Raw genomic sequence first — 19490 nt, forward strand, 5'->3', positions numbered from 1 at the left:
GCGTCGGTCCCGCGCGCCGCGGTCACCCGCGGCCAGCCACAGGTCTCATCCGCGCAGCAGCTCGCGGACGATGCGCTCGACGGTGCGCCCCTCGGCGCGCCCGGCCACGCGGCGCATCAACGGCCCCATGACGCGGCCCACGTCGCGCTCGCTGCTGGCCCCCACCTCGGCGATCACCTCCTGGGCCAGCCGGCGCACCTCGGCCTCGTCGAGGCCGGGCGGCAGGTAGCCCAGCAGGATCGCCAATTCCAGCTGCTCCCGCTGCACCAGGTCAGGACGCCCGCCCCGCTCGAACCCTTCGATCGCCTCGCGCCGCCGCTTGACCTCGCGCTGCAGGACCTCGACGATCTCGGCCTCGGTCAGCGGCCGCCGGCGGTCGATCTCGGCGTTCTGCAGCGCCGCCCGCGCCAGCCGGATCGTCGAGGTCCGGATGGCGTCCCGCGCCCGCAGCGCCTCCTTGAGATCCGCCTCCAGCCGCTCCCGCAGGCCCACGCCCATGCGCCCTCAGGCCGGGCCGGTCGCCGCCTACTTGCGACGGCGCTTCGCCGCGCGCGCCAGCTTGCGGCGGCGCCGCTGCCCCGGCGTCTCGTAGTGCTCGTGCCGCTTGACCTCGGTGAGAATTCCGGACCGCTTGACCTGCCGCTTGAACCGCTTGAGCGCCGCGTCCAGCGTCTCGTCCTTGCCCACGCGCACTTCGGCCATCGTTCCCCACCCTCTCTCGCGTCCGGACCGGGTCCGGATCGCCGGGATGCGGCCGGCCTTCCGTCCCTGACGCCCATACAACAGCCGGCAGGCCCCCGACGCTGGTGCCGGAAGACCCGCCGCCATCGACCTCCGCGCGGTTGGCGCGCAGGCGCCTATCCCGTGCCGGGCCGCGCGATACATAAATTATACACCCCACGAAAAAAGGGTGTCAAAACACGGGGCCCGTCAGCCTATCGGTGCTGGCACGGGGAACCCAGTCCGGGTCCGGTCGCTCCAGGCGCGCGACGCGCTCGCGCAGCCCTGCCACGCGCTGTCACAGGGGCCCCCGTGCGGGTCCGGTTCCGGGGCATGGCGTGCGTGGCCGGGTGGTGCGCCCTGCGATAGACTGAAAGCAAGGAGGGAGTCTCATGGCAGCAGATGTCGTGATCGTCGGCGCTGCGCGCACCCCGATCGGGCGGTTCATGGGCGGCCTGAGCACGGTGGCCGCGCCGCGGTTGGGTGCCGTGGCCATCGCCGAGGCCGTCCGCCGCGCGGGCGTCTCGCCCGCGGCGGTCAGCGAGGTCATCATGGGCAACGTGCTGAGCGCCGGCCTGGGGCAGGCACCGGCACGGCAGGCCGCCCTCGCCGCCGGGCTGCCCGAGACGGTCCCGGCCACCACGGTCAACAAGATGTGCGGCTCGGGGCTGAAGGCGGTGATGCTCGGCGCGCAGGCCATCGCTGCCGGCGACGCCGAGGTCGTGGTGGCCGGCGGCATGGAGAACATGAGCGCCGCGCCCTTCCTGGCCGAGCGCGCTCGCACGGGGTACCGGCTGGGCGACGGTACGCTGGTCGACGTGATCCTGCGCGACGGCCTCGTCGACGCCTACCACAAGATCCACATGGGCAACTGCGCCGAACTCCTGGCCCGCACCCACAGGATCTCGCGCGAAGACCAGGACGCCTACGCCGCGGAGAGCTACCGCCGGGCGCTGGCGGCCATGGCCTCGGGCGCCGCCGGCGCCGAGATCGTGCCGGTGCCCGTCGACGGCGCCGCCCCGGTGGCCGAGGACGAGGAGCCGCGGCGCGTGCAGTTCGAGAAGATTCCGCAGCTCAAGCCGGCCTTCGAGTCCGGCGGGACCGTCACGGCGGCGAACGCCAGCAGCATCAGCGACGGAGCCGCGGCGGTCGTGCTGGCGTCGGGCGAGGCCGCCCGACGGCTGGGGCTGCGGCCCCTGGCGCGCGTGGTGGGCCAGGCCGGCGCCGCCATGGCGCCCGAGTGGTTCACCATCGCGCCGGCGCATGCCATCCGCGCGCTGCTGCGCAAGGTGGACTGGAGCCTCGAGGCGGTCGACCTGTTCGAGATCAACGAGGCGTTCGCCGCGGTGGTGCTCGGGGTGACGCGAGAGCTGGGCCTCGACCTGCAGCGCGTGAACGTGCGGGGCGGCGCCGTGGCCCTGGGCCACCCCATCGGTGCCAGCGGCGCGCGCATCCTCACCACGTTGCTGTACGCCATGGAGGAGCGGGGCGCGCGCCGCGGCGTCGCGGCGGTGTGCCTGGCCGGCGGCGAAGCGGTCGCCCTGGCGGTGGAGCGGCCGGACTAGTTGACGCCAGTGTGGGGCACTGCATAGAATGAAAGCCCCGTCTCCGACGGGCGCTGCCGCACGGCCCGGTCGACTGAAGCGATGGAACGAGACCGGCGCCCAAGCGCGGCAGGCGTTCCGCGAGCGGGTGGGCGGCGCGGTCGCGACGGCCAGCGGTGCCCGGACGTGCTCCGGGTCAGCTGGCGGCGGCCGCGCTCGCGTGTCTGCGCGGTGCTCGCCCGCGCCCGGACGTCTGCGCGCGCTGCGCTACTGTTGGGGTGTCGACGCGGGCCGGGCGTAGCGGAACGGCTCGAGCCCCGGGCGGGCGGGCAGGCGCAGGCGCTGGTGGGCCTGCACGCCGACGCGCAGCCCCACCGCGCGCAGTCCCTCGGCGAACCCGCCGCGAATCGCCAGGGCCGCCTGCAGCGCGGCCGGATCGCCGATGGCCTCGATCACGTACGGCGCCGTCGTGCTCTTGCCATCCACCGTGATCGTCCGGTCGAGCTGGCGGATGGCGCTCCAGGCGAGGACCCGTACGCCGTTGATCGCCATCGCCTCCGCCCCGGCCGACCACAGTTCGTTGGCGAGCGCCGACAGGTCCTGGGCTTCGACCACCGCCGGGAGCACCCCCGGACCGTCCGGTGCCCCGGAGGCCAGGACCACCCGAATGCCCGGCCCTTCCACCGGCACGAGCCCAAGGATCAGACGGTACCGGGCGATCTCCTCCTGCATCGCCTGGGTGAGTTCGCGTCCCTCCACCAGGGCTGCCTGGTAGGCCTGGGCGCGGCGACGCAGGTCGTCCAGCTCGGCCTCGAGGAGACGGCGGGCCTCCTCCTGCTGGCGCACCAGCACCGCCAGCTCCTGGACGCGCCACGTCGGGAGCTGGACCTCCTGGCGGAGCGGCTGGCGGCTCCGCACATGCGCGGCCACCAGAAAGCTGATGACCAGCAGGAAGATGGCCAGCCCGACCGGCCAGCGCGAACGGGAGGATCCCATGGGCAACGTCAGTATAGCACTGGCATCGGTCACCCAGGGCGCCCGGTCTCGCTGCGCGCCCGCAGCGGGGCATCGCCCCCAGCCGGGCATTATCCGCAGCGAGGCATCCCGCCAGCCGGGCATTGCCCGCAGCGGGGCATCGCCCCCAGCGGGGCGTCGAGGGCGTCTGCGGGCGTCGTTATCGGCCCCACGAACGCCGCCCCGATTCCTCGTGGGGTCGGTTCACCCTGCCCACGCCCCGCTGAGCTGATACTGCACCAGCGCTCGACTGAGAGAGCGCGAGAAAATGAGCGAAATCGGGAGATCTTTGCCAAGAAATTCGCCTTTCGGCTTCCCCAATGGCGCCCATTGGCCGTCAGGGGCTTGATCTGGCGTGCCGGGATTTCCACAATAGAGGCAGATTAGCACTCGACGGTCGAGAGTGCTATCACAATCCCCACAGGAGGAGGGAACCGATGCCTGCCAAGCTGTTGCTCTACGACGAGCACGCGCGCCGCGCGCTCGAGCGTGGAGTCGAGCGCGTGGCCAGTGCGGTCCGCGTGACCCTGGGCCCCAAGGGGCGCAACGTCGTGCTGGAGAAGAAATGGGGTTCTCCCACCATCACCAAGGACGGCGTCACCGTCGCCAAGGAGATCGAGCTGGAAGACCCCTACGAGAACATGGGCGCGCAGCTCGTGAAGGAGGTCGCCAGCAAGACCAACGACGCGGCCGGCGACGGCACTACCACGGCCACGGTGCTGGCGTGGGCCATGGTCCGCGAAGGGCTCAAGAACGTGGCGGCGGGCGCCAACCCCATGGTGCTCAAGCGCGGCATCGATCGCGCCGTGGAGGCCGTGGTGGAGGCGCTGAAGAAGCAGAGCATCCCCGTCGAGCGGCGCGAGGACATCGCCCACGTGGCGGGCATCGCCGCCAACGACCCCGAGATCGGCAACATCATCGCCGATGCCATGGACAAGGTCGGCAAGGACGGCGTCATCACCATCGAGGAGGGGAAGGGCATCGAGACGACCGTCGAGGTCGTCGAGGGCATGCAGTTCGACCGCGGCTACATCTCGCCCTACTTCATCACCGACCCCGACAAGATGGAGGCCGTCCTGGAGGAGCCCTACATCCTGCTCACCGAGAAGAAGATCTCGGCGGCCCGGGACATCGTGCCGCTGATGGAGAAGGTCATCCGCACCGGCAAGCCGCTGGTGGTCATCGCCGAGGACGTCGAGGGCGAGGCCCTGGCCACCCTGGTGGTCAACAAACTGCGCGGGGTGCTGCACAGCGTTGCGGTCAAGGCGCCCGGCTACGGCGACCGGCGCAAGGCCATGCTGCAGGACATGGCCATCCTCACCGGCGGCAAGGTCATCTCCGACGACATCGGCGTGAAGCTGGAGAGCGTCGACCTGGACTTCCTCGGGCGGGCTGACAAGTTCAAGGCCGTCAAGGAAGAATCCACCATCATCGGCGGCAAGGGGAAGAAGGCCGACATCGACGGCCGCATCGCCCAGATCAAGAAGGAGATCCAGGAGACCACCAGCGACTACGACCGCGAGAAGCTCCAGGAGCGGCTGGCGAAGCTCGCCGGCGGCGTGGCCGAGATCAAGGTCGGCGCGGCGACCGAGACCGAGATGAAGGAGAAGAAGCACCGCTTCGAGGACGCCCTCAACGCCACCAAGGCGGCCGTCGAGGAGGGCATCGTGCCCGGGGGCGGGGTGGCCCTCATCAACGCCATCCCGGCGCTGGATGCCGTGAAGGCCGAGGGCGACGAGGCCATCGGCGTGAGCATCGTGCGGCGGGCCCTCGAGGAGCCGGCCCGCCAGATCGCCCACAACGCGGGCGCCGAGGGCTCGCTCATTGTCGAGCGCATCAAGAAGGAGCGGCCGGGCGTCGGCTTCAACGCCCTGACCGGCGAGTTCACCGACATGGTCAAGGCCGGCATCGTGGACCCCACCAAGGTCACGCGGCTCGCCCTGCAGAACGCGGCCAGCGTGGCCGGCCTGCTGCTGACCACGGAGGCGCTGGTGGTCGAGAAGCGCGAGAAGAAGAAGGCGGCGACCCCCACGCCCGGTGCCGGGGGCATGCCGGAGGAGGAGTTCTAGGCGCTGGCCCACGCGCCCCGGCGTATCGGGCGACGACGCTGGCGGCCGGCGGCGAGCACCCTCGCCGCCGGCCGCGCCGTTTCCCGGGTTCCGGCGGCTCCCTGACGGCACGAGCGACGGCCGGGGCTGCACGCGGCGGACGGCCGGTCCTTATCGGGCCCCCGGAGTGTGGTCCCCGGAGCATGGGCATGGATGGGCGCCGGCGTCGGCTCCAGCACCTCGCCGCGTCGACGGGCCCGGCGTGTCCCCTACTGGGCACGGGGCACGATGATACGTTCCCGCGCCCGGGTCGCCAGTGTGGGCGTCTGCGCCGGACGCGCGAGACACCGCATCAGGGTATAATCGAGCGAGCAGCGGGGCCGGTGGCCCGGCAGCGGTCAACGGAGGGCCTGTATGTTGCGCATCGGGCTCGCCCAGATCAACACCACCGTCGGCGACATCGACGGCAACACCCGCCGGATCTGCGAGACCCTGGCGCGCGCGCGCGCCCTGGGGGTCGACCTGGTGGCCTTCCCCGAACTGGCCGTCACCGGCTATCCCCCCGAGGACCTGCTCCTGCGGCCCGACTTCGTGCGGGCCAACCGCGCCGCGCTCGAGCGCATCGCGCCCTGCACGCAGGGCCTGGTGGCCGTCGTGGGCTTCGTGGACGGCGCCCAGCGGCTGTTCAACGCCGCCGCGGTGTTCGCCGACGGCCGGCAGGTAGGCACCTACTACAAGCACCGGCTCCCCAACTACGGCGTCTTCGACGAGAAGCGCTACTTCCACCCGGGCGGCGACTGCCCGGTCTTCGCCCTGCCCGACGCGCCGGTCGGCGTGACCATCTGCGAGGACATCTGGCTGCCCGGAGGCCCGCCCCAGGCGGTGGCGCGGGGCGGCGCCCTGGTGGTCGTCAACATCAACGCGTCGCCCTACCACGCCGGGAAGTGGCGGGAGCGTGAGCAGATGCTGCGCACGCGCGCCCAGGACTACTGCGCCGCGATCGCCTACGTCAACCTGGTCGGCGGGCAGGACGAGCTGGTCTTCGACGGCGCCAGCGTGGTCCTGGACCACACCGGGACGGTCCGGGCCCGGGCAGCGCAGTTCGAGGAGGACCTCCTGGTCTGCGACCTCGACCTCGGAGCCGTCCGGCGGGCACGTCAGCAGCAGGCCCTCCACCGCGCCGGCGAGCCCGAGGAGACCGTGTTGCCGACGCCGGTGGTGCCCCTCGACCTGCGCGCCCCTGCGGCGCGGCCCGCGCTGCCGGCGCACCTGGTGGAGCCGCTGTCGCCCACCGAGGAGGTCTACACGGCCCTGGTGCTGGGGTTGCGGGACTACGTGCGCAAGAACGGCTTCACCGACGTGGTCGTGGGGCTCTCGGGCGGCATCGACTCGGCGCTGGTGGCCACCATCGCCGCCGATGCGCTGGGCCCGGCGCGCGTGCACGCAGCCTTCATGCCCTCCCCCTACACCTCGCAGGAGAGCCGGGTGCTGGCCGCACAGGTCGCCGCGAACCTCGGCGTGCACGTGCTCGAGATCGGGATCGGCGAGGTCTTCGGCGCGTTCCTGCGGGCGCTGGCCCCGGCGTTTGCCGGCCGGCCCGCCGACGTCGCCGAGGAGAACATCCAGGCCCGCATCCGCGGGACGCTGCTCATGGCCCTGTCCAACAAGTTCGGCTGGTTGGTGCTGGCCACCGGGAACAAGAGCGAGTACTCGTGCGGGTACGCCACGCTGTACGGCGACATGGCCGGGGGGTTCGCCCTCATCAAGGACGTGCCCAAGACCCTGGTCTACGAGCTGGCGCGGTGGCGCAACGGGCGAGGTGCGGTGATCCCGCAGGGTATCCTCGAGCGGGCGCCCACCGCGGAACTCCGCCCCGGCCAGCGGGACACCGACAGCCTGCCGCCCTACGAGGTCCTCGACCCGATCCTGCGCCTCTACGTCGAAGAGGACACGCCGCCCGAGGAGATCGTGGCGCGGGGGTTCGACGCCGCGACCGTGGCGCACGTCGTGCGCCTGGTCGACCGCAGCGAGTACAAGCGTCGCCAGGCACCGCCCGGCGTGAAGATCACGCCCAAGGCTTTCGGCCGCGACCGGCGGCTACCGATCACCAACGCCTACCGCCCGGCGGCGGATGCGGCTGTCCCGCGCACCGCCCCGGCCGCGTCGGCGCCGCCGTCCCAGACCGGGCCAAGCTGACGAGGACGCCAAACGCTCCTGCGCGCGGGCAGTAGTCCGCAGTTCCGCGTCGGCGGCGGCCACGACTGCATGCCGACAGGAAACCCCGGGCAGGAATGCGAACTACAGTCCAGTCCGTCGGTTGGGACGCGGGGCTGGCCTACGGCTCTGGCCCACGAGAAGCGTGCGACTACGGGAGATACGTTCACCCGCGACGTCCTGAGGTCCCCGCAGCCGTCACCCCCCATCACGGTGGAGCCACGCGCCGGCTCCGGCGCAAGGAGATGAGGCCGATGCGTAACCCTGGGGGAGCATGGGCTGTCCTCGTAGTACTCCTGCTGGTCCTGGCTGGCGCCAACAGCGGGACGTCCGCGCCGCCGCCGGTGCCGGTGCCAGCGGGCGCCGGCACCTACGTCCCCGACGAGCTGTTGATCAAGTTCAGGCCCAGCGTCAGCGTGAACGCCGAGGTGTTCGCACGGTCGTTTGGCGTGCGCGCGGTGGGCCGTATCGCCGGTCTCGACGTCCACCTGCTCAAGGTCCCGCCGCAGCGGCTGGAGGCGCTGCTCCAGGTGCTGGCGCGCCATCCCGCCGTCGAACACGTGGAACGCAACGGCATCGCGACCGCCCTCGCCGAGCCGAACGATCCGTACTACAAGACCACCTGTTACGATTCGTCGCGCAACGGGTGCGTCACCCAGTGGGGGTTGGCGAGAATCCAGGCCCCGCTGGCGTGGGACATCACGAAGGGTTGGAGTACCGTGAAGATCGCGGTCGTCGACACCGGAATCGATACCGCCCACCCCGACCTGCCTCCGATCGTCGCCCAAGTCGACTACGTCAACGACGACAGCGACGCCGAGGACGACAACGGGCACGGCACCCACGTGGCGGGGATCATCGGCGCCCTCACCAACAACGCCACGGGCGTGGCGGGCATGAACTGGGCCACCACCGGCGGCTCCGGCGATCCTGGCGTCAGCCTGCTGGCGGCGAAGGTGCTCAACGCCAGCGGCGTAGGCACCTACTTCGCCGTCATGAACGGGATCATGTGGGCGGTGCAGCAGGGGGCGCACGTGATCAACCTCAGCCTCGGGGGCAGCTCGCCGTCGCTCTTCCTCGAGTCGGCCATCGCCAACGCGTGGACGGCGGGCTCCGTGCTCGCCTGCGCCGCAGGCAACAGCGGCACGAACGCGAAGATGTATCCGGCCGCCTACCCCCAGTGCATCGCGGTGGCCGCGACCGACCAGGACGACCGCAAGGCCGCGTTCTCCAACTGGGGCAAGGATTGGGTCGATCTGGCCGCCCCCGGTGTTGCCATCCTGTCGACGATGCCGAATGCGCCCGTCTACCTTACGACACAGTACAACTACAAGCAGGACTACGACGCCCTGAGCGGCACCTCGATGGCCACGCCGTTCGTGGCGGGGCTCGCGGGCCTCCGGTGGACCCGGTGGGTGGCGACGGGCTGCGAGAGGAACAGCTGCATCCGCGACAGGATCGAGCGGACCGCCGACAGGATCCGGGGCACGGGCCGCTACTGGGCCCACGGACGGATCAACGCGTACCGGGCGGTCCAGTGACGCACCAGGCGGTCCATTGACGCACCGGCCGTCCAGCGACACCGCGCTAGGCCGGCCGCCAGACGAACACGTTGGGCTGCTCGGTCGGCTCGATCGTGCCCTCGGAAGCGGTCACCTCGAAGGTCAGGGGCTCGCCCTCGGGATCGCGCGCCAGGATCGTGATGCGCGCCGTCTGACCTGGCAGGAGCATGGGTGGATCGATGATCACCTGATCGATGACCGGCGGCTCGTTGACGTAGCCGGTGGCGTCCATCACGGTGACGTTGCCGACTTGATCGCGAACCGCAATGCGCAAGTGCACGGGCTTTGCCATCTTCCGGCCTCCTGTTCGTTGGATCCACCCCTGCGGGGAAGAGGGGAAACTCACTGGATATATACCACGGACCACGCGCCGGTAGTCATCCAGGAGCCTGTCGAAGCCTTGGCACTGGCAGGTTCACCCGCGGCGATCCCTGGCGGAACCGTCAAGGCAAACTACCGAAGGGACGAGCAGCGCGGGGCCAGCCCGATGGCTGAAACCCGCGTCCTGATTAGAGTCTAGTCTGGGGTGGCCGAGGGGATTCGAACCCCCGACCTCCTGGGCCACAGCCAGGCGCTCTCACCAGGCTGAGCTACGGCCACCGCGCCGGGGGTCATTCTAGCACAGGCACCCGCGCTTCGCCACACACGCCGACGTGCGGAACGTGCGGACGCGTGGCACCGTCGGGCCACGGGCGACCGGGCGTGGACGTGGTGCCTGAGCGCGCAGGCCGTTGGGTACATCCTTCTCGGGTCCGACGCGGCAGCCCGGGGCGCGAGGCGTCGCGTCCGGAGAGGAACGCGCGTCCGGGGAAGACGCGTGCCTGCGGGGGCCGGAGCCCGTGGCACGCGCGGGAGGTGTGCACGGTGACGGTCTCGCCGGAACTCCGGCAGCGCATCTACGAGGAGGAGCGCCTCCGCCTCGAGGCGCGCGCGCGCCTCGAAGAAGAGCTCCGGCTGCGCCGGCAGGGCGTCGCATTGGGTATGCGCCTGCTGCTGGTGGTGGCGTTCTTCGCTGCTGGCTACGCGGTCTCGGACTACGTGCTCAGCAGGCCGCAGCCGGTGCCCGAAGCGGCGCCGGTCAGCGCCGTGCGCCCCACCATCGATCCAGCGGTGCTCGACGCCGTCCGGGCGGCGCTGGTCCCGGAGCAGCCTGCCGAGGTGTGCGTGCGCGCGGTGGGGACGGCGCAGCCGCAGGTGCGCGCGACGATCGAGCTCGCGGCCGACACCACCACAACCCGCGCCCGGCGGCTGGCCCTGGCGAAGGCCGAGGCCGTGGGCGCCGTGCTGCGCCGCCACGGCCTCGCGCTCCCGGCGTACGTCGAAGTCGTCGCGCCGGGGCGCTGGTACGGCATGGCGGTCTACGATCGCGACACGCTGCGCATCACGTGGGACCCGTGCCCCGGCCGCTGTACGGCGGAAGGCACCCGCCACGTCCGACGCTGTACCCCGTAGCCGTGTGCGCGAGGCGCGCCAGGCGTGCGGCGCACGCGCCGGGCCGGCGGCGCGGCGCCGCACCCCGGCGGGCCTCTACGGTCCTTGCCGGTTCGCAGTCCCGACCGTCTCCATCTCTTTGCGCGTGCCCGCGTCGCCGGCCGGCTCGCTGACGAACTCGACGACATCACCAACTTGGGTCTCGCTGCTGTGCACCACGCCCGCCGGCAGCTCCAGGGCCGAGTGGGCGCGGGGCACCGGCCAGACGATCTGGCCCGGGCGCACACCCCGCACCACCCGGACCACCCGGCGGTCTGCGTCCAGGAACACGACGTCGATCGGGTGACGCATCCCGAACGTCTGCACGGAGTTGCACGGCACCAGCCAGACACCGTCGCCAAACCGCAGGTCGCGGTGCGCCAGTAGGCCGAGCAGGCGCGCACGAAAGGAGTTGGCGACCTGCACGTTCACCCCCAGGTACGTACCCCGCGTCCGGTTGATCACGTACATCCCGGGCCTCCCCCGTGGGACCCCTACGGCGACGACGTGGGCTCTGCCGGCACGGGTGGCGCCTCCCGGGTCGGTGTGACCACGCTGGGCGAGACGAAGACGACCAGCTCGGTTTCGCCTCGCTGGAACCGGGTGCTGCGGAAGAGCTGTCCCAGCACGGGGATGTCACCCAGCAGCGGGACTTTCTGCACGTTCTGGCTCTGCTCGCGCTGAATCAGCCCACCCAGCAGCAGGAACTCCCCTGGCCGCAGCATTACCGACGTCTGCACCTCGCGCTTACGGATGGTCGGGATCACGAAGCCGGCGGCCACGATGGCGTTGGAGAAGTCCAGCGTGCTCACCTCGGCGCGCAGGTCCATCATCAGGCCCTCGCCGCCGCTCATCGCCGGCGCGGGCAGGCACTCGAGCTGGTCACCCTGTTTGCGTAGCAGCGAGTTGACGCAGAACTCCAGCCGGATCCCGAACTCCTTGAACTGGATCGTCACCGTGCGGTCGGCCTGCACGATGGGAACGGGCAGTTCGCCGCCCACCAGCAGCTTGCCGGGCCGGCCCTGCATCACCACCGCCCGCGGGTTCGCCAGGGTGCGGGCCGCGCCCCGGGCCTCCAGGGCGCGCAGCCGGGCCACCAACAGTTGCAGCGGCGTCAGCGGCCAGCCCTGGTTCAGGTTCCCAAAGTGGAAGGCGAACGGGTCGGTGAGGAACGGGTCAGCCGCCTGGCCGCCGCCCCACTCCACCCCGATCTGCTGGAGCGCGGTACGGTCGAGCTCCACGAACGTGGTGTCCACGCGGATCTGCAGCGGCGACGTGACGCGCACCAGGAACGTGACGTTCTTGACGAACGTCCGGGCGATGCTCTCCAGGCGCCGCAAGTCTTCCTGGGTAGCAACCCCGCCCTCGACGATGGCGGTGTCCAGGTCGAGCAGGCGCACGGTCACCTGGAACCCGCGCAACGCCTCGCGTAGCTGCGCCTCGCGGGCGGCCCGGGCGGCCTCGGCGGCCTGGCGGCGCTGCTCCTCCTCCGTCGCCTTCGTCTGCTCAACGGTCAAGGCATTGGCCACGGTGCGCCCGGCGGCCAGGGCCTTGGCGATCTCCTCCGCCCGCTTCCTGTCGTCCTCGGTCTTCACCGACCCTTCCAGGACCACCACCTGCCCGACCACCCGCACCGTCAGCCGGGGCTCGCGCAGCACCTGGGTGATGGCCTGCACGAGGTCTTCGGCCGGTCCGGGCACCACCACGATCCGGTACGTGGTGAAGCCCCGCGCATCCCACACGCTCAGCGTCGTCTCGCCGACCTTCTTGGCGATCACCATCAGCTCGTTGCGCGTAATCAGGTTCACATCGGCGATCTCGGGCGCCGCCACCACGATGCGCTGGGCCCCGCTGACCTTGAGCAACAGCCCGTGGTTGACCTGCACGACGACGGTCTCGCTGGCGTCGACGACCGGCGCCGCGATCGTTGCTAGGACCAGAACAAGAGCACTCGCAAGCAGCGTGCGCATAGGAACTGAGCCTCCTCGCCGTGCAGTGTCGAAACGCCGCCGTCGGTACGCCTGCATCTGCTCCCCCGTAGCCCGCTCGGGGTTAGCGGATCACACGCGGAGGTCCGAACGTCCCCGAGGGGCCACCGGGCCTGATGAACTCGGCATAGGCCCGGATCAACCCGGGCCCGGCCACCACCACGAACAGCGCCGGCAGGATCAGGAAGATCAGCGGGAAGAGCATCTTCACCGGCGCCTTCATCGCCCGCTCCTCGATGCGCTGGCGCCGGCGGGTGCGCACCTCGTCGGCCTGGACGCGCAGGACCGTGGCGATGCTCACCCCGTACTCCATGGCCTGCACGAGGGTGGCGGTCAGCGAGATCAGGTCCTCGACACCGGTGCGGGCCCCCAGGGCTTTGAGGGCCTCGTGCCGGTCACGCCCCAGGCGGATCTCGTCGAGGTAGGCGCGGATCTCGTCGGACAGCGGGCCGTGCCGGCGCATCGCCACGGTCTCCAGCGCCTGGTCGAGGCCGAGCCCGGCTTCCACCGAGATCGTGAGCAGGTCCAGCGTCTCGGGCAACTCCCGCACGATGCGCGCCTGTCGGTCGAGGATGGCCCGGCGCAGCGTCAGCTCGGGCCACAGGTACCCCAGGCCTCCCGCCGCGAGCGTGAAGACGAACTGCTGGGCGACCGGCCACCGCGCGTACCGGGCCAGCACGAACGCCAGGACCGCGGCGGCTGCGGTGAGCACGTACTTGCGGAGCACCCACACCACCGGGTCGGCCCGCCGCCGCCCCGCCATGACGAGGTTCTTCTCGACCTCCGCCAGCGACCGGGGCGGCAGGAACCGGGTGGCGGCCTGTACGACCTGCTGGGCCGCCGGGAGGAGCACCCGCTTGTGGAACGGCAGCGCCAGCACCGCGGCACGCGGCGACCGCTGCTGCTCCAGCGCCAGCAGCCGATCGGCCACCGCCTGCTGCTCGGGCCGGCGCAGCAACAGCGCCATGCCGCCCGTGAAGGCCGAGGCGAACACCAGGACCGCTATGAGGGCCACATCCATCGCCAGGTCCTCCCTACACCTCGATGGCCACGATGCGCCGGATGATGTAGATGCCGGCGGCCTGCATCAGGGCGGCCAGGACCAGCATCGCCTGGCCCACCCGGGTGAACAGCAGGTACGACATGTACTCCCGCCAGGCGACGAGGAGGATCACCGCCAGCAGCGGCGGCACGCCCATGACCACGATCGCCGACAGCCGCTGCTCGGCGGTGAGCACACGGATGAAATTCTGCAACTTGACCCGCTCGCGGATGGTCGTGCTGACCTGGTCGAGCAGCTCGGCGAGGTTGCCGCCCACCTGGCGGTTGATCAAGATGCCCGAGACCGCCAGGTCGAAGTCGGGGCTCTGCATGCGCCGGGCTATGTTCTGGAGGACCTCCTCCACCGTCAGGCCCAGGTTCATCTCGCGCAGGCCGCGCGCGAACTCGACCGAGATCGGCGCCGGCAGGTCGGTGGCGACCACCTGCATGCCCTGGCTGAACCCGTAGCCCGCCCGCAGCGTGTTGCTCACGGTCTGCAGCGCGTCGGGCAGCTGCCGGTTGAACGCGTCGCGGCGGCGCAGGCGGCGCAGGTGCACCCACAGGAACGGGAGCACCAGCCCGGCCATCCCCAGCACGACACTCAGCACCAGGTCCCGCCGGAACACCATGCCCGCCAGCGCACATGCCAGCCCGCTCACCGCCGACAGCAGCACGAGCTCAAAGGGCTTCAAGGGCAGGTCGGCCTGGTCCAGCAGCTGCTCGAGGCGCGGCGCCATGCTGAACCGGTCCATCAACCGGTCCGCGGCTGGCAGGTCGCTCCACCGGCCGGTCGGCGGCGCCGGCCGGCGGCTGTGCCCGCGCAGCGTCTCCAGACGCTCGGCCACCGCGACACGCGGGGCCAGCAGCCGGCCCACCACCAGGTAGGCCACCCACAGGCTCGCTGCGAAGACCACCGCGATCAGCATGCCCACGGCGACTCCCTCCTCAGCGCAGGAACAGCGACACCGGCAGGTCGATCCCCAGCGGTTTGAACCGGTCGTAGAAGCGGGGACGGATGCCGGTGAACACGTGGCGCCCCAGCACGCGGCCGTCTGGTGAGAACCCCGACTGGTGGAAGACGACGATGTCCTGCATGGTGATGACGTCGCCCTCCATGCCGGTGATCTCGGCGATCTTGACGATCTTCCGGCTGCCGTCGCCGAAGCGGGCGGTGTGGATCAGCACGTGGAACGCCGACGCCATCTGCTCGCGGATCGCCCGCGACGGCAGGTCCATGCCGGCCATGAGCACCATGGTCTCCACCCGGGCCAGCGCGTCGCGCGCCGAGTTGGCGTGGGCGGTGGTCAGGCTGCCCTCGTGGCCGGTGTTCATGGCCTGCAGCATGTCCAAAGCCTCGGCGCCGCGCACCTCGCCGACGATGATCCGGTCGGGCCGCATGCGCAGGGCGTTGCGCACCAGGTCGCGCTGGGTCACCTGCCCCTTGCCCTCGATGTTGGGCGGCCGGGTCTCCAGCCGCACCCAGTGCGGCTGCTTGAGCTGCAGCTCCGCGGCGTCCTCGATGGTGATGATGCGCTCGCCGTCGGGGATGAAGGCGCTCAGCACGTTGAGCAGCGTCGTCTTGCCCGAGCCGGTGCCGCCCGAGATCAGCGTGTTCAGCTTGGCCTGCACGCAGGCCCGCAGCAGGTCCCGCATCTCGGGCGTCATGGTGCCGAACGCGATCAGGTCCTCGTCGGTGAACGGGTCCTTGGCGAACTTGCGGATCGTCAGGCAGGGCCCGTTCAGCGCCAGGGGCGGGATGATGGCGTTCACCCGCGACCCGTCCGGCAGGCGCGCGTCGACGTAGGGCTGGCTCTCGTCGATGCGCCGGCCGACCTCCGAGACGATCTTGTCGATGATGCGCAGCACGTGCTGGTCGTCACGGAAGCGGACGTCAGTGAGGTAGAGCTTGCCGCCCTGCTCGATGTAGACCTGGTTCGGGCCGTTGACCATCACCTCCGTGACCGTCGGATCCTGCACCAGCGGCTCGATCGGCCCGTAGCCCAGCGCCTCGTTGACGATGTCGCGGATCAGGCGGGCGCGCTCCTCCCGCGGCAGCAGGTCGTTCTCGCGGTCGAGGATGCGGGCGACGTCCCGCTCCACCTCGTCACGCACCATGCTGCCGCCGCGCCGCGCGAACTCCTCCACGAGCCGGCGGTGCACCGTGTTCTTCAGGGACTGGTAGGGGTCGGCCCACCCGCCCCCGGCGGTGACGACTTCCTCCAGGCGTCTACGCAGTGACACGGTCGACCCTCCCGATCTGCGCGCGCAGCGTCCGCGCCAGCGCCACGACCCGCTGCGAGAACGGCGCGCCCGGCTCCGACAGCAGCAGCGGGACGCCCCGGTTGGCCGCCGCGACGACGCGGTCGTCGCGCGGCAGCACCATGGTGAACGGCCGGCCCAGGGCGCGCTCGGCGTCCTTTTGCGCCACCGAGATGCGCTCATCGTAGCGGTTGCCGACCATCAGGATGTTGTGCGCGGGGAACCGCAGCTTCGCCAGCATCTCGAGCAGCTGCGCGACGTCCTTCAAGCAGACCACGTCGAGCGTGGAGACGGCCAGCACCACGTCGGCCACGTCCAGGGTGGCCAGCATGGTCTCCAGCGACGAGACGGTGGCGTCGACGACCACGAACTCGTAGAGGTCCTGCAGCACCCCCAGGATACTGCGGAACCGTTCCGGGCCGATCTCCTCGGCCTGCTCCGTCCGCACGGGTGCCGCCAGGACCTCGACGCCCGACGCGTGGGGCAGCAGGAACCGGTCGGCCACCTCGGCGTCGAGGGCCGCGTTGAGCTCGTAGATCGTCCGCTCCGGCTTGAGGTTGAGCAGCAGGGCGATGTCGCCGAAGTAGAGGTCGCCGTCGACCAGCGCCACCCGCCCGCTGTCGAGCTGCCGCAGGGCCACGGCCAGGTTGGCGGCGAGTGTGCTCTTCCCCACGCCGCCCTTGCTGGATATCACCGCCACCACGGCCCCCCGGCGCGCCGCCACCGCGCCGCCGAAGTCGCGCGCCTCGTCCAGCACCCGCAGGATCGCGTCCTCGCTGAGCGGCTCGAACAGGCATTCGCGCGCGCCCGCCTTCATGGCGCGCCGCAGCTCCTCGGGCCGGTTCCGGGGCGAGACCATGGCGATGTACAGCCCGGGATGCTGGCGCGAGAGACGGTCGGCCACGTCGAACCCCCGCATGTCGGCCAGGTCGGTGGAGACGAAGACGAGCTGGGGCCGCCGGTAGGTCACGGCGTCCACCAGCCGCACGTCCGTGTCCACTGTGGCCACGACCCGTGCTGCCCGGTGGTGCGCCACGACCCGGTGGATCAGGTTCGCCGTGCCCTCGTCGGGCACGGCGACGACGACGCGAATGTGGTCGGCCACGCGCTCCGCTCCTCACTCGATGAGCTTGATGGTGTAGACGCCGGTGTCGAACTCGGTCTCGGTGCCCACAGCCTGGGCACTGACGATCGAGACGAACCCGCCGTTGATGGTGGGATTCTGCCCCGTGAGCTTCCCCTGGCTGCAGTCGAGCTGGAACGCCACGAACCCCCAGATCTCGGTGGTGTAGGTCCCCTGGCCGCCCTCGATGTACGCCGGGTTCAGCAGGGGCATCATGATGATCTGGTCCATGGGATCGGACGAACTGCACCGGTAGCCGATCCCCTGGTTGAGGGCGCCGATCTTCACACCGGTCTCGGTCTTGACGTTTGCGCACAACGTGGGACTGCCGTCAGGATACGTGCCCCCGGTGACGCTGGCCGTCTGCCCCATGTCGTAGCAGTAGGGGGTGGGCGCGCCGAACTTGAAGTACTGCTCCCACTGTTGCGCCCCGCCGCTGGGGCAGTCGAAGCAGCCCATGCTGAGCAGGCCGGTGTTGCCCGAGCCCCACGGGTTGGTCTTGCTGCTGATGTCGACGGTAATTCCGAACGATCGGCAATGTTCGGGCCGGGCGTCGAGCAGTGTGCCGGCCGTCACGTACCCCCAGCAGTCGGACGCATGGTAGGGCTCCCACACGTCGTAGTTCAGGCCAAGCGGCACCAGGCCTTTCGTCAAGATCACCGGCGTCAGCTTGGCCGCGCAGTCCACCGCGACCTCGACGCTGTCCCGCACCAGCCGGAGGAAGAACAGCGGCACCACCGCGTGGATCTCGGCCCGCACCCGGTCGGGCCCGACCAGCGTGGGCTGCCAGGTCTTGTCGTAGGTGGCCGCCTCCAGCGAGGTCCAGGCGATGTTGTTGCGGCGCATGTCGTTCGCCGCGTACCGTTCCGTCGTGGGCACCACCGACGCGGGGTCGCGCCGGAGGTTCAGCGCGCCCGCCAGCACGCCAGCGTCGCACGCGTTCTGCATCGCGCGCCGGTAGCGCAACAGGATGCCGAAGTCCACCGCCATCCCCACGAAGAGCAGCAGCACCAGGAACGTGACGACGACGAAGACGACCGCCGCACCGTGCTGTCCCTGCCGCGCCTGCGCCCTCATCGCCGTGGCTCCTCGAAACGCACCGTGGTCCGCGACGTCGAGCGCCACACGTCCACTGCGTAGACCAGTGGCGGGGCCGGTGGGGCCGCCGCCACCGTCGCCCGGGCCGCGGCCTGGCGAACTGCCCGCCGCACGCCGTCGGTGCGGGACGCGACCGTTGTCTGGGCCGCGGGCCGGGGCGTTGCTGCGACCGCCGTTCGGCCCAGCGCCGTCTGGATCGTCTTGCCCGCGGTCTGGACCTTGTCGGCCACACCGTGCGGGCGCAGCGCCAGCCGCACCCGGCCGTTGTTGTCGACCTGGGCCAGGACCTCGGCCTGGTCCGGCGTGACCGCCAGGGTCGCCGAGGTGCTGACCTTCGGCTCCTCACCGGGCTTCTGCTCGACCTTCTGGGCGATGGCCAGGACCTCGACGTCCTGGAGCACGATCTTGGTCAGGTTCAGGTCGCCCTGGCTGACCGTGGCGACCACGTCGACGTGGTCGCCCGGGAAGACGAAGCCCGCTACGCCCACCACCTCGTTGACGGCAATGGTCATGGCGCGCTTGTCGCGGGGCAGCACGTACGACAACCCCACGTTGACACCCGGCGGCGCCAGCTTCGAGGTCAACACCTGCTCGTCGGCGAAGAGCGGCGCGATCGCCACGCGGTTGACCACGTCCTCCACGCGGCGGGCCGCCTGCGGGTGGATGGCCGTCACCGGCACCTGACGCAGCTCCACCGCGTCGGGCATCACGAGCTTGCGCTCGCCCACGTTGGTCCGCGCGAACACCACCGCCGCCGTCTCCACCGGCGCGACAACCGTCACCTGCTGGCGCAGCGACTGCAGGTACCCCACCACGACACCGGTCGTCAGCAGCGCCAGCACCAGGGAAATCGCCGGCACAATCCATCTGCGCCTCATGTGCCCTCGCCCTCCTCACTCCCACCGCATCGTCGAGGTCCCCACGACCTCCAGGTACCCCGGGTAGTTGATCGGCCCGAGAAACGGGATGTCGCCGGTGATCGGCATCAGCGTGTACACCTTGTACCGCGCCGTCACGCTCACCAGCTTCTCGAGGCCCTCGGTCGTCCGCACGATCTCGATGCACGAGTCGTACGTACCACTGCAGGCGGCATCGTTGATGGTCAAGAACTGCGCCGTCTGCTGCACCCGCTGTTTGATGGCGGGGTCCGACGACGGATCGAACGCCTGCACGATGGCGAAGCGGGCACCTTCGCGGGCCGCGTTGGTCACGATGAGCCACGACCCGAAGACCCGCCCGAACTCGAAGATCAGGAACAGCAGCACGAGCAGCAGCGGCGTCAGCAGGACGAACTCGACCGTGGCCTGGCCGCGCTGCGTCATGGCGCCCCCCTCGCGCCCCGGGGCCATCCGGTGGGCGCCGAATGGCCCCGGGGTGTCGTGTGCACGTGCGATCGCGACGGCCGCTAC

General features: G+C 70.9%; 18 protein-coding genes and 1 tRNA gene. 5 read left to right on the forward strand and 14 right to left on the reverse strand.

All coding sequences use genetic code 11. The features are described from left to right. Positions 1-45: 45 nt before the first annotated feature. Both QN157_12980 and rpsU read right to left on the reverse strand, forming a co-directional pair. Positions 46-498, reverse strand: coding sequence for a GatB/YqeY domain-containing protein (locus QN157_12980; GenBank protein ID MDR7556506.1), 453 nt, complete (start codon positions 496-498; stop codon positions 46-48). Positions 499-525: 27 nt separating this feature from the next. Then, positions 526-702, reverse strand: a complete 177-nt coding sequence (gene rpsU, locus QN157_12985) for a 30S ribosomal protein S21 (GenBank protein ID MDR7556507.1) — start codon at positions 700-702, stop codon at positions 526-528. Positions 703-1112: 410 nt separating this feature from the next. Between rpsU and QN157_12990 the strand changes: the two genes are divergently transcribed. Continuing rightward, positions 1113-2285, forward strand: coding sequence for an acetyl-CoA C-acyltransferase (locus QN157_12990; protein MDR7556508.1), 1173 nt, complete (start codon positions 1113-1115; stop codon positions 2283-2285). 246 nt (positions 2286-2531) lie between these two features. Here QN157_12990 and QN157_12995 read toward each other — a convergent pair whose 3' ends face one another. Continuing rightward, positions 2532-3260 carry a DUF881 domain-containing protein gene (locus tag QN157_12995; protein ID MDR7556509.1) on the reverse strand — a complete coding sequence of 243 codons (729 nt, stop codon included), beginning with the start codon at positions 3258-3260 and terminating at the stop codon, positions 2532-2534. Between the two features lie 455 nt (positions 3261-3715). Between QN157_12995 and groL the strand changes: the two genes are divergently transcribed. From groL to QN157_13010, 3 genes are all read left to right on the forward strand, one after another. Beyond that, entirely contained in the window at positions 3716-5347 is a 1632-nt protein-coding gene (groL, locus tag QN157_13000) for a chaperonin GroEL (protein MDR7556510.1), read from the forward strand. 393 nt (positions 5348-5740) lie between these two features. Next, positions 5741-7522, forward strand: a complete 1782-nt coding sequence (locus QN157_13005; protein MDR7556511.1) for an NAD+ synthase — start codon at positions 5741-5743, stop codon at positions 7520-7522. A gap of 272 nt (positions 7523-7794) precedes the next feature. Continuing rightward, complete coding sequence (locus tag QN157_13010) at positions 7795-9081, forward strand: S8 family peptidase (GenBank protein MDR7556512.1); 1287 nt, start codon at positions 7795-7797, stop codon at positions 9079-9081. Between the two features lie 46 nt (positions 9082-9127). Here the strand turns inward: QN157_13010 and QN157_13015 are convergent, their stop codons facing one another. After that, entirely contained in the window at positions 9128-9394 is a 267-nt protein-coding gene (locus QN157_13015; GenBank protein MDR7556513.1) for a hypothetical protein, read from the reverse strand. Positions 9395-9624: 230 nt separating this feature from the next. Next, positions 9625-9702: transfer RNA gene (locus QN157_13020), tRNA-His, on the reverse strand. Positions 9703-9966: 264 nt separating this feature from the next. Between QN157_13020 and QN157_13025 the strand changes: the two genes are divergently transcribed. Continuing rightward, the gene (locus tag QN157_13025; GenBank protein MDR7556514.1) at positions 9967-10554 is read left to right on the forward strand and encodes a hypothetical protein; all 588 of its coding nucleotides are present in this window, start codon (positions 9967-9969) and stop codon (positions 10552-10554) included. 75 nt (positions 10555-10629) lie between these two features. On the opposite strand, the gene QN157_13030 is transcribed toward QN157_13025, so the two are convergent. From QN157_13030 to QN157_13070, 9 genes are all read right to left on the reverse strand, one after another. Further along, entirely contained in the window at positions 10630-11043 is a 414-nt protein-coding gene (locus QN157_13030; protein MDR7556515.1) for a DUF192 domain-containing protein, read from the reverse strand. 23 nt (positions 11044-11066) lie between these two features. Next, complete coding sequence (locus tag QN157_13035; protein MDR7556516.1) at positions 11067-12542, reverse strand: pilus assembly protein N-terminal domain-containing protein; 1476 nt, start codon at positions 12540-12542, stop codon at positions 11067-11069. 82 nt (positions 12543-12624) lie between these two features. Then, the gene (locus QN157_13040; protein ID MDR7556517.1) at positions 12625-13581 is read right to left on the reverse strand and encodes a type II secretion system F family protein; all 957 of its coding nucleotides are present in this window, start codon (positions 13579-13581) and stop codon (positions 12625-12627) included. A 13-nt stretch (positions 13582-13594) separates the two neighbouring features. After that, the gene (locus QN157_13045; protein MDR7556518.1) at positions 13595-14527 is read right to left on the reverse strand and encodes a type II secretion system F family protein; all 933 of its coding nucleotides are present in this window, start codon (positions 14525-14527) and stop codon (positions 13595-13597) included. Positions 14528-14546: 19 nt separating this feature from the next. Beyond that, a complete protein-coding gene (locus QN157_13050; GenBank protein MDR7556519.1) occupies positions 14547-15842 on the reverse strand; it encodes a CpaF family protein in 1296 nt (431 codons plus the stop codon). Beyond that, entirely contained in the window at positions 15829-16965 is a 1137-nt protein-coding gene (locus QN157_13055) for a P-loop NTPase (protein ID MDR7556520.1), read from the reverse strand. Before QN157_13055 ends, QN157_13050 begins: the two co-directional genes overlap by 14 nt. A 12-nt stretch (positions 16966-16977) precedes the next feature. Beyond that, positions 16978-18060, reverse strand: coding sequence for a Tad domain-containing protein (locus QN157_13060; protein ID MDR7556521.1), 1083 nt, complete (start codon positions 18058-18060; stop codon positions 16978-16980). Continuing rightward, positions 18057-18959 (reverse strand): Flp pilus assembly protein CpaB, encoded by a 903-nt coding sequence (cpaB, locus tag QN157_13065; protein ID MDR7556522.1) that lies wholly within the window; start codon positions 18957-18959, stop codon positions 18057-18059. The genes QN157_13060 and cpaB overlap by 4 nt, the downstream gene beginning before the upstream one ends. 15 nt (positions 18960-18974) lie before the next feature. Then, positions 18975-19403, reverse strand: a complete 429-nt coding sequence (locus QN157_13070; GenBank protein ID MDR7556523.1) for a pilus assembly protein — start codon at positions 19401-19403, stop codon at positions 18975-18977. Positions 19404-19490 lie beyond the last annotated feature (87 nt).

Source organism: Armatimonadota bacterium, assembly GCA_031459855.1.
Classification (GTDB): domain Bacteria; phylum Sysuimicrobiota; class Sysuimicrobiia; order Sysuimicrobiales; family Humicultoraceae; genus Fervidifonticultor; species Fervidifonticultor primus.

Excerpts from the sequence above, each read along its gene's own strand:
- QN157_13010 (MDR7556512.1), top strand. The coding sequence starts at position 7,795 with ATGCGTAACCCTGGGGGAGCATGGGCTGTCCTCGTAGTACTCCTGCTG.
- groL (MDR7556510.1), top strand. The coding sequence starts at position 3,716 with ATGCCTGCCAAGCTGTTGCTCTACGACGAGCACGCGCGCCGCGCGCTC.
- QN157_13030 (MDR7556515.1), bottom strand. The coding sequence starts at position 11,043 with ATGTACGTGATCAACCGGACGCGGGGTACGTACCTGGGGGTGAACGTG.
- QN157_13005 (MDR7556511.1), top strand. The coding sequence starts at position 5,741 with ATGTTGCGCATCGGGCTCGCCCAGATCAACACCACCGTCGGCGACATC.
- QN157_13035 (MDR7556516.1), bottom strand. The coding sequence starts at position 12,542 with ATGCGCACGCTGCTTGCGAGTGCTCTTGTTCTGGTCCTAGCAACGATC.
- QN157_12980 (MDR7556506.1), bottom strand. The coding sequence starts at position 498 with ATGGGCGTGGGCCTGCGGGAGCGGCTGGAGGCGGATCTCAAGGAGGCG.
- QN157_13015 (MDR7556513.1), bottom strand. The coding sequence starts at position 9,394 with ATGGCAAAGCCCGTGCACTTGCGCATTGCGGTTCGCGATCAAGTCGGC.
- cpaB (MDR7556522.1), bottom strand. The coding sequence starts at position 18,959 with ATGAGGCGCAGATGGATTGTGCCGGCGATTTCCCTGGTGCTGGCGCTG.
- QN157_13070 (MDR7556523.1), bottom strand. The coding sequence starts at position 19,403 with ATGACGCAGCGCGGCCAGGCCACGGTCGAGTTCGTCCTGCTGACGCCG.
- rpsU (MDR7556507.1), bottom strand. The coding sequence starts at position 702 with ATGGCCGAAGTGCGCGTGGGCAAGGACGAGACGCTGGACGCGGCGCTC.
- QN157_13040 (MDR7556517.1), bottom strand. The coding sequence starts at position 13,581 with ATGGATGTGGCCCTCATAGCGGTCCTGGTGTTCGCCTCGGCCTTCACG.
- QN157_13045 (MDR7556518.1), bottom strand. The coding sequence starts at position 14,527 with ATGCTGATCGCGGTGGTCTTCGCAGCGAGCCTGTGGGTGGCCTACCTG.
- QN157_13060 (MDR7556521.1), bottom strand. The coding sequence starts at position 18,060 with ATGAGGGCGCAGGCGCGGCAGGGACAGCACGGTGCGGCGGTCGTCTTC.
- QN157_12990 (MDR7556508.1), top strand. The coding sequence starts at position 1,113 with ATGGCAGCAGATGTCGTGATCGTCGGCGCTGCGCGCACCCCGATCGGG.
- QN157_12995 (MDR7556509.1), bottom strand. The coding sequence starts at position 3,260 with ATGGGATCCTCCCGTTCGCGCTGGCCGGTCGGGCTGGCCATCTTCCTG.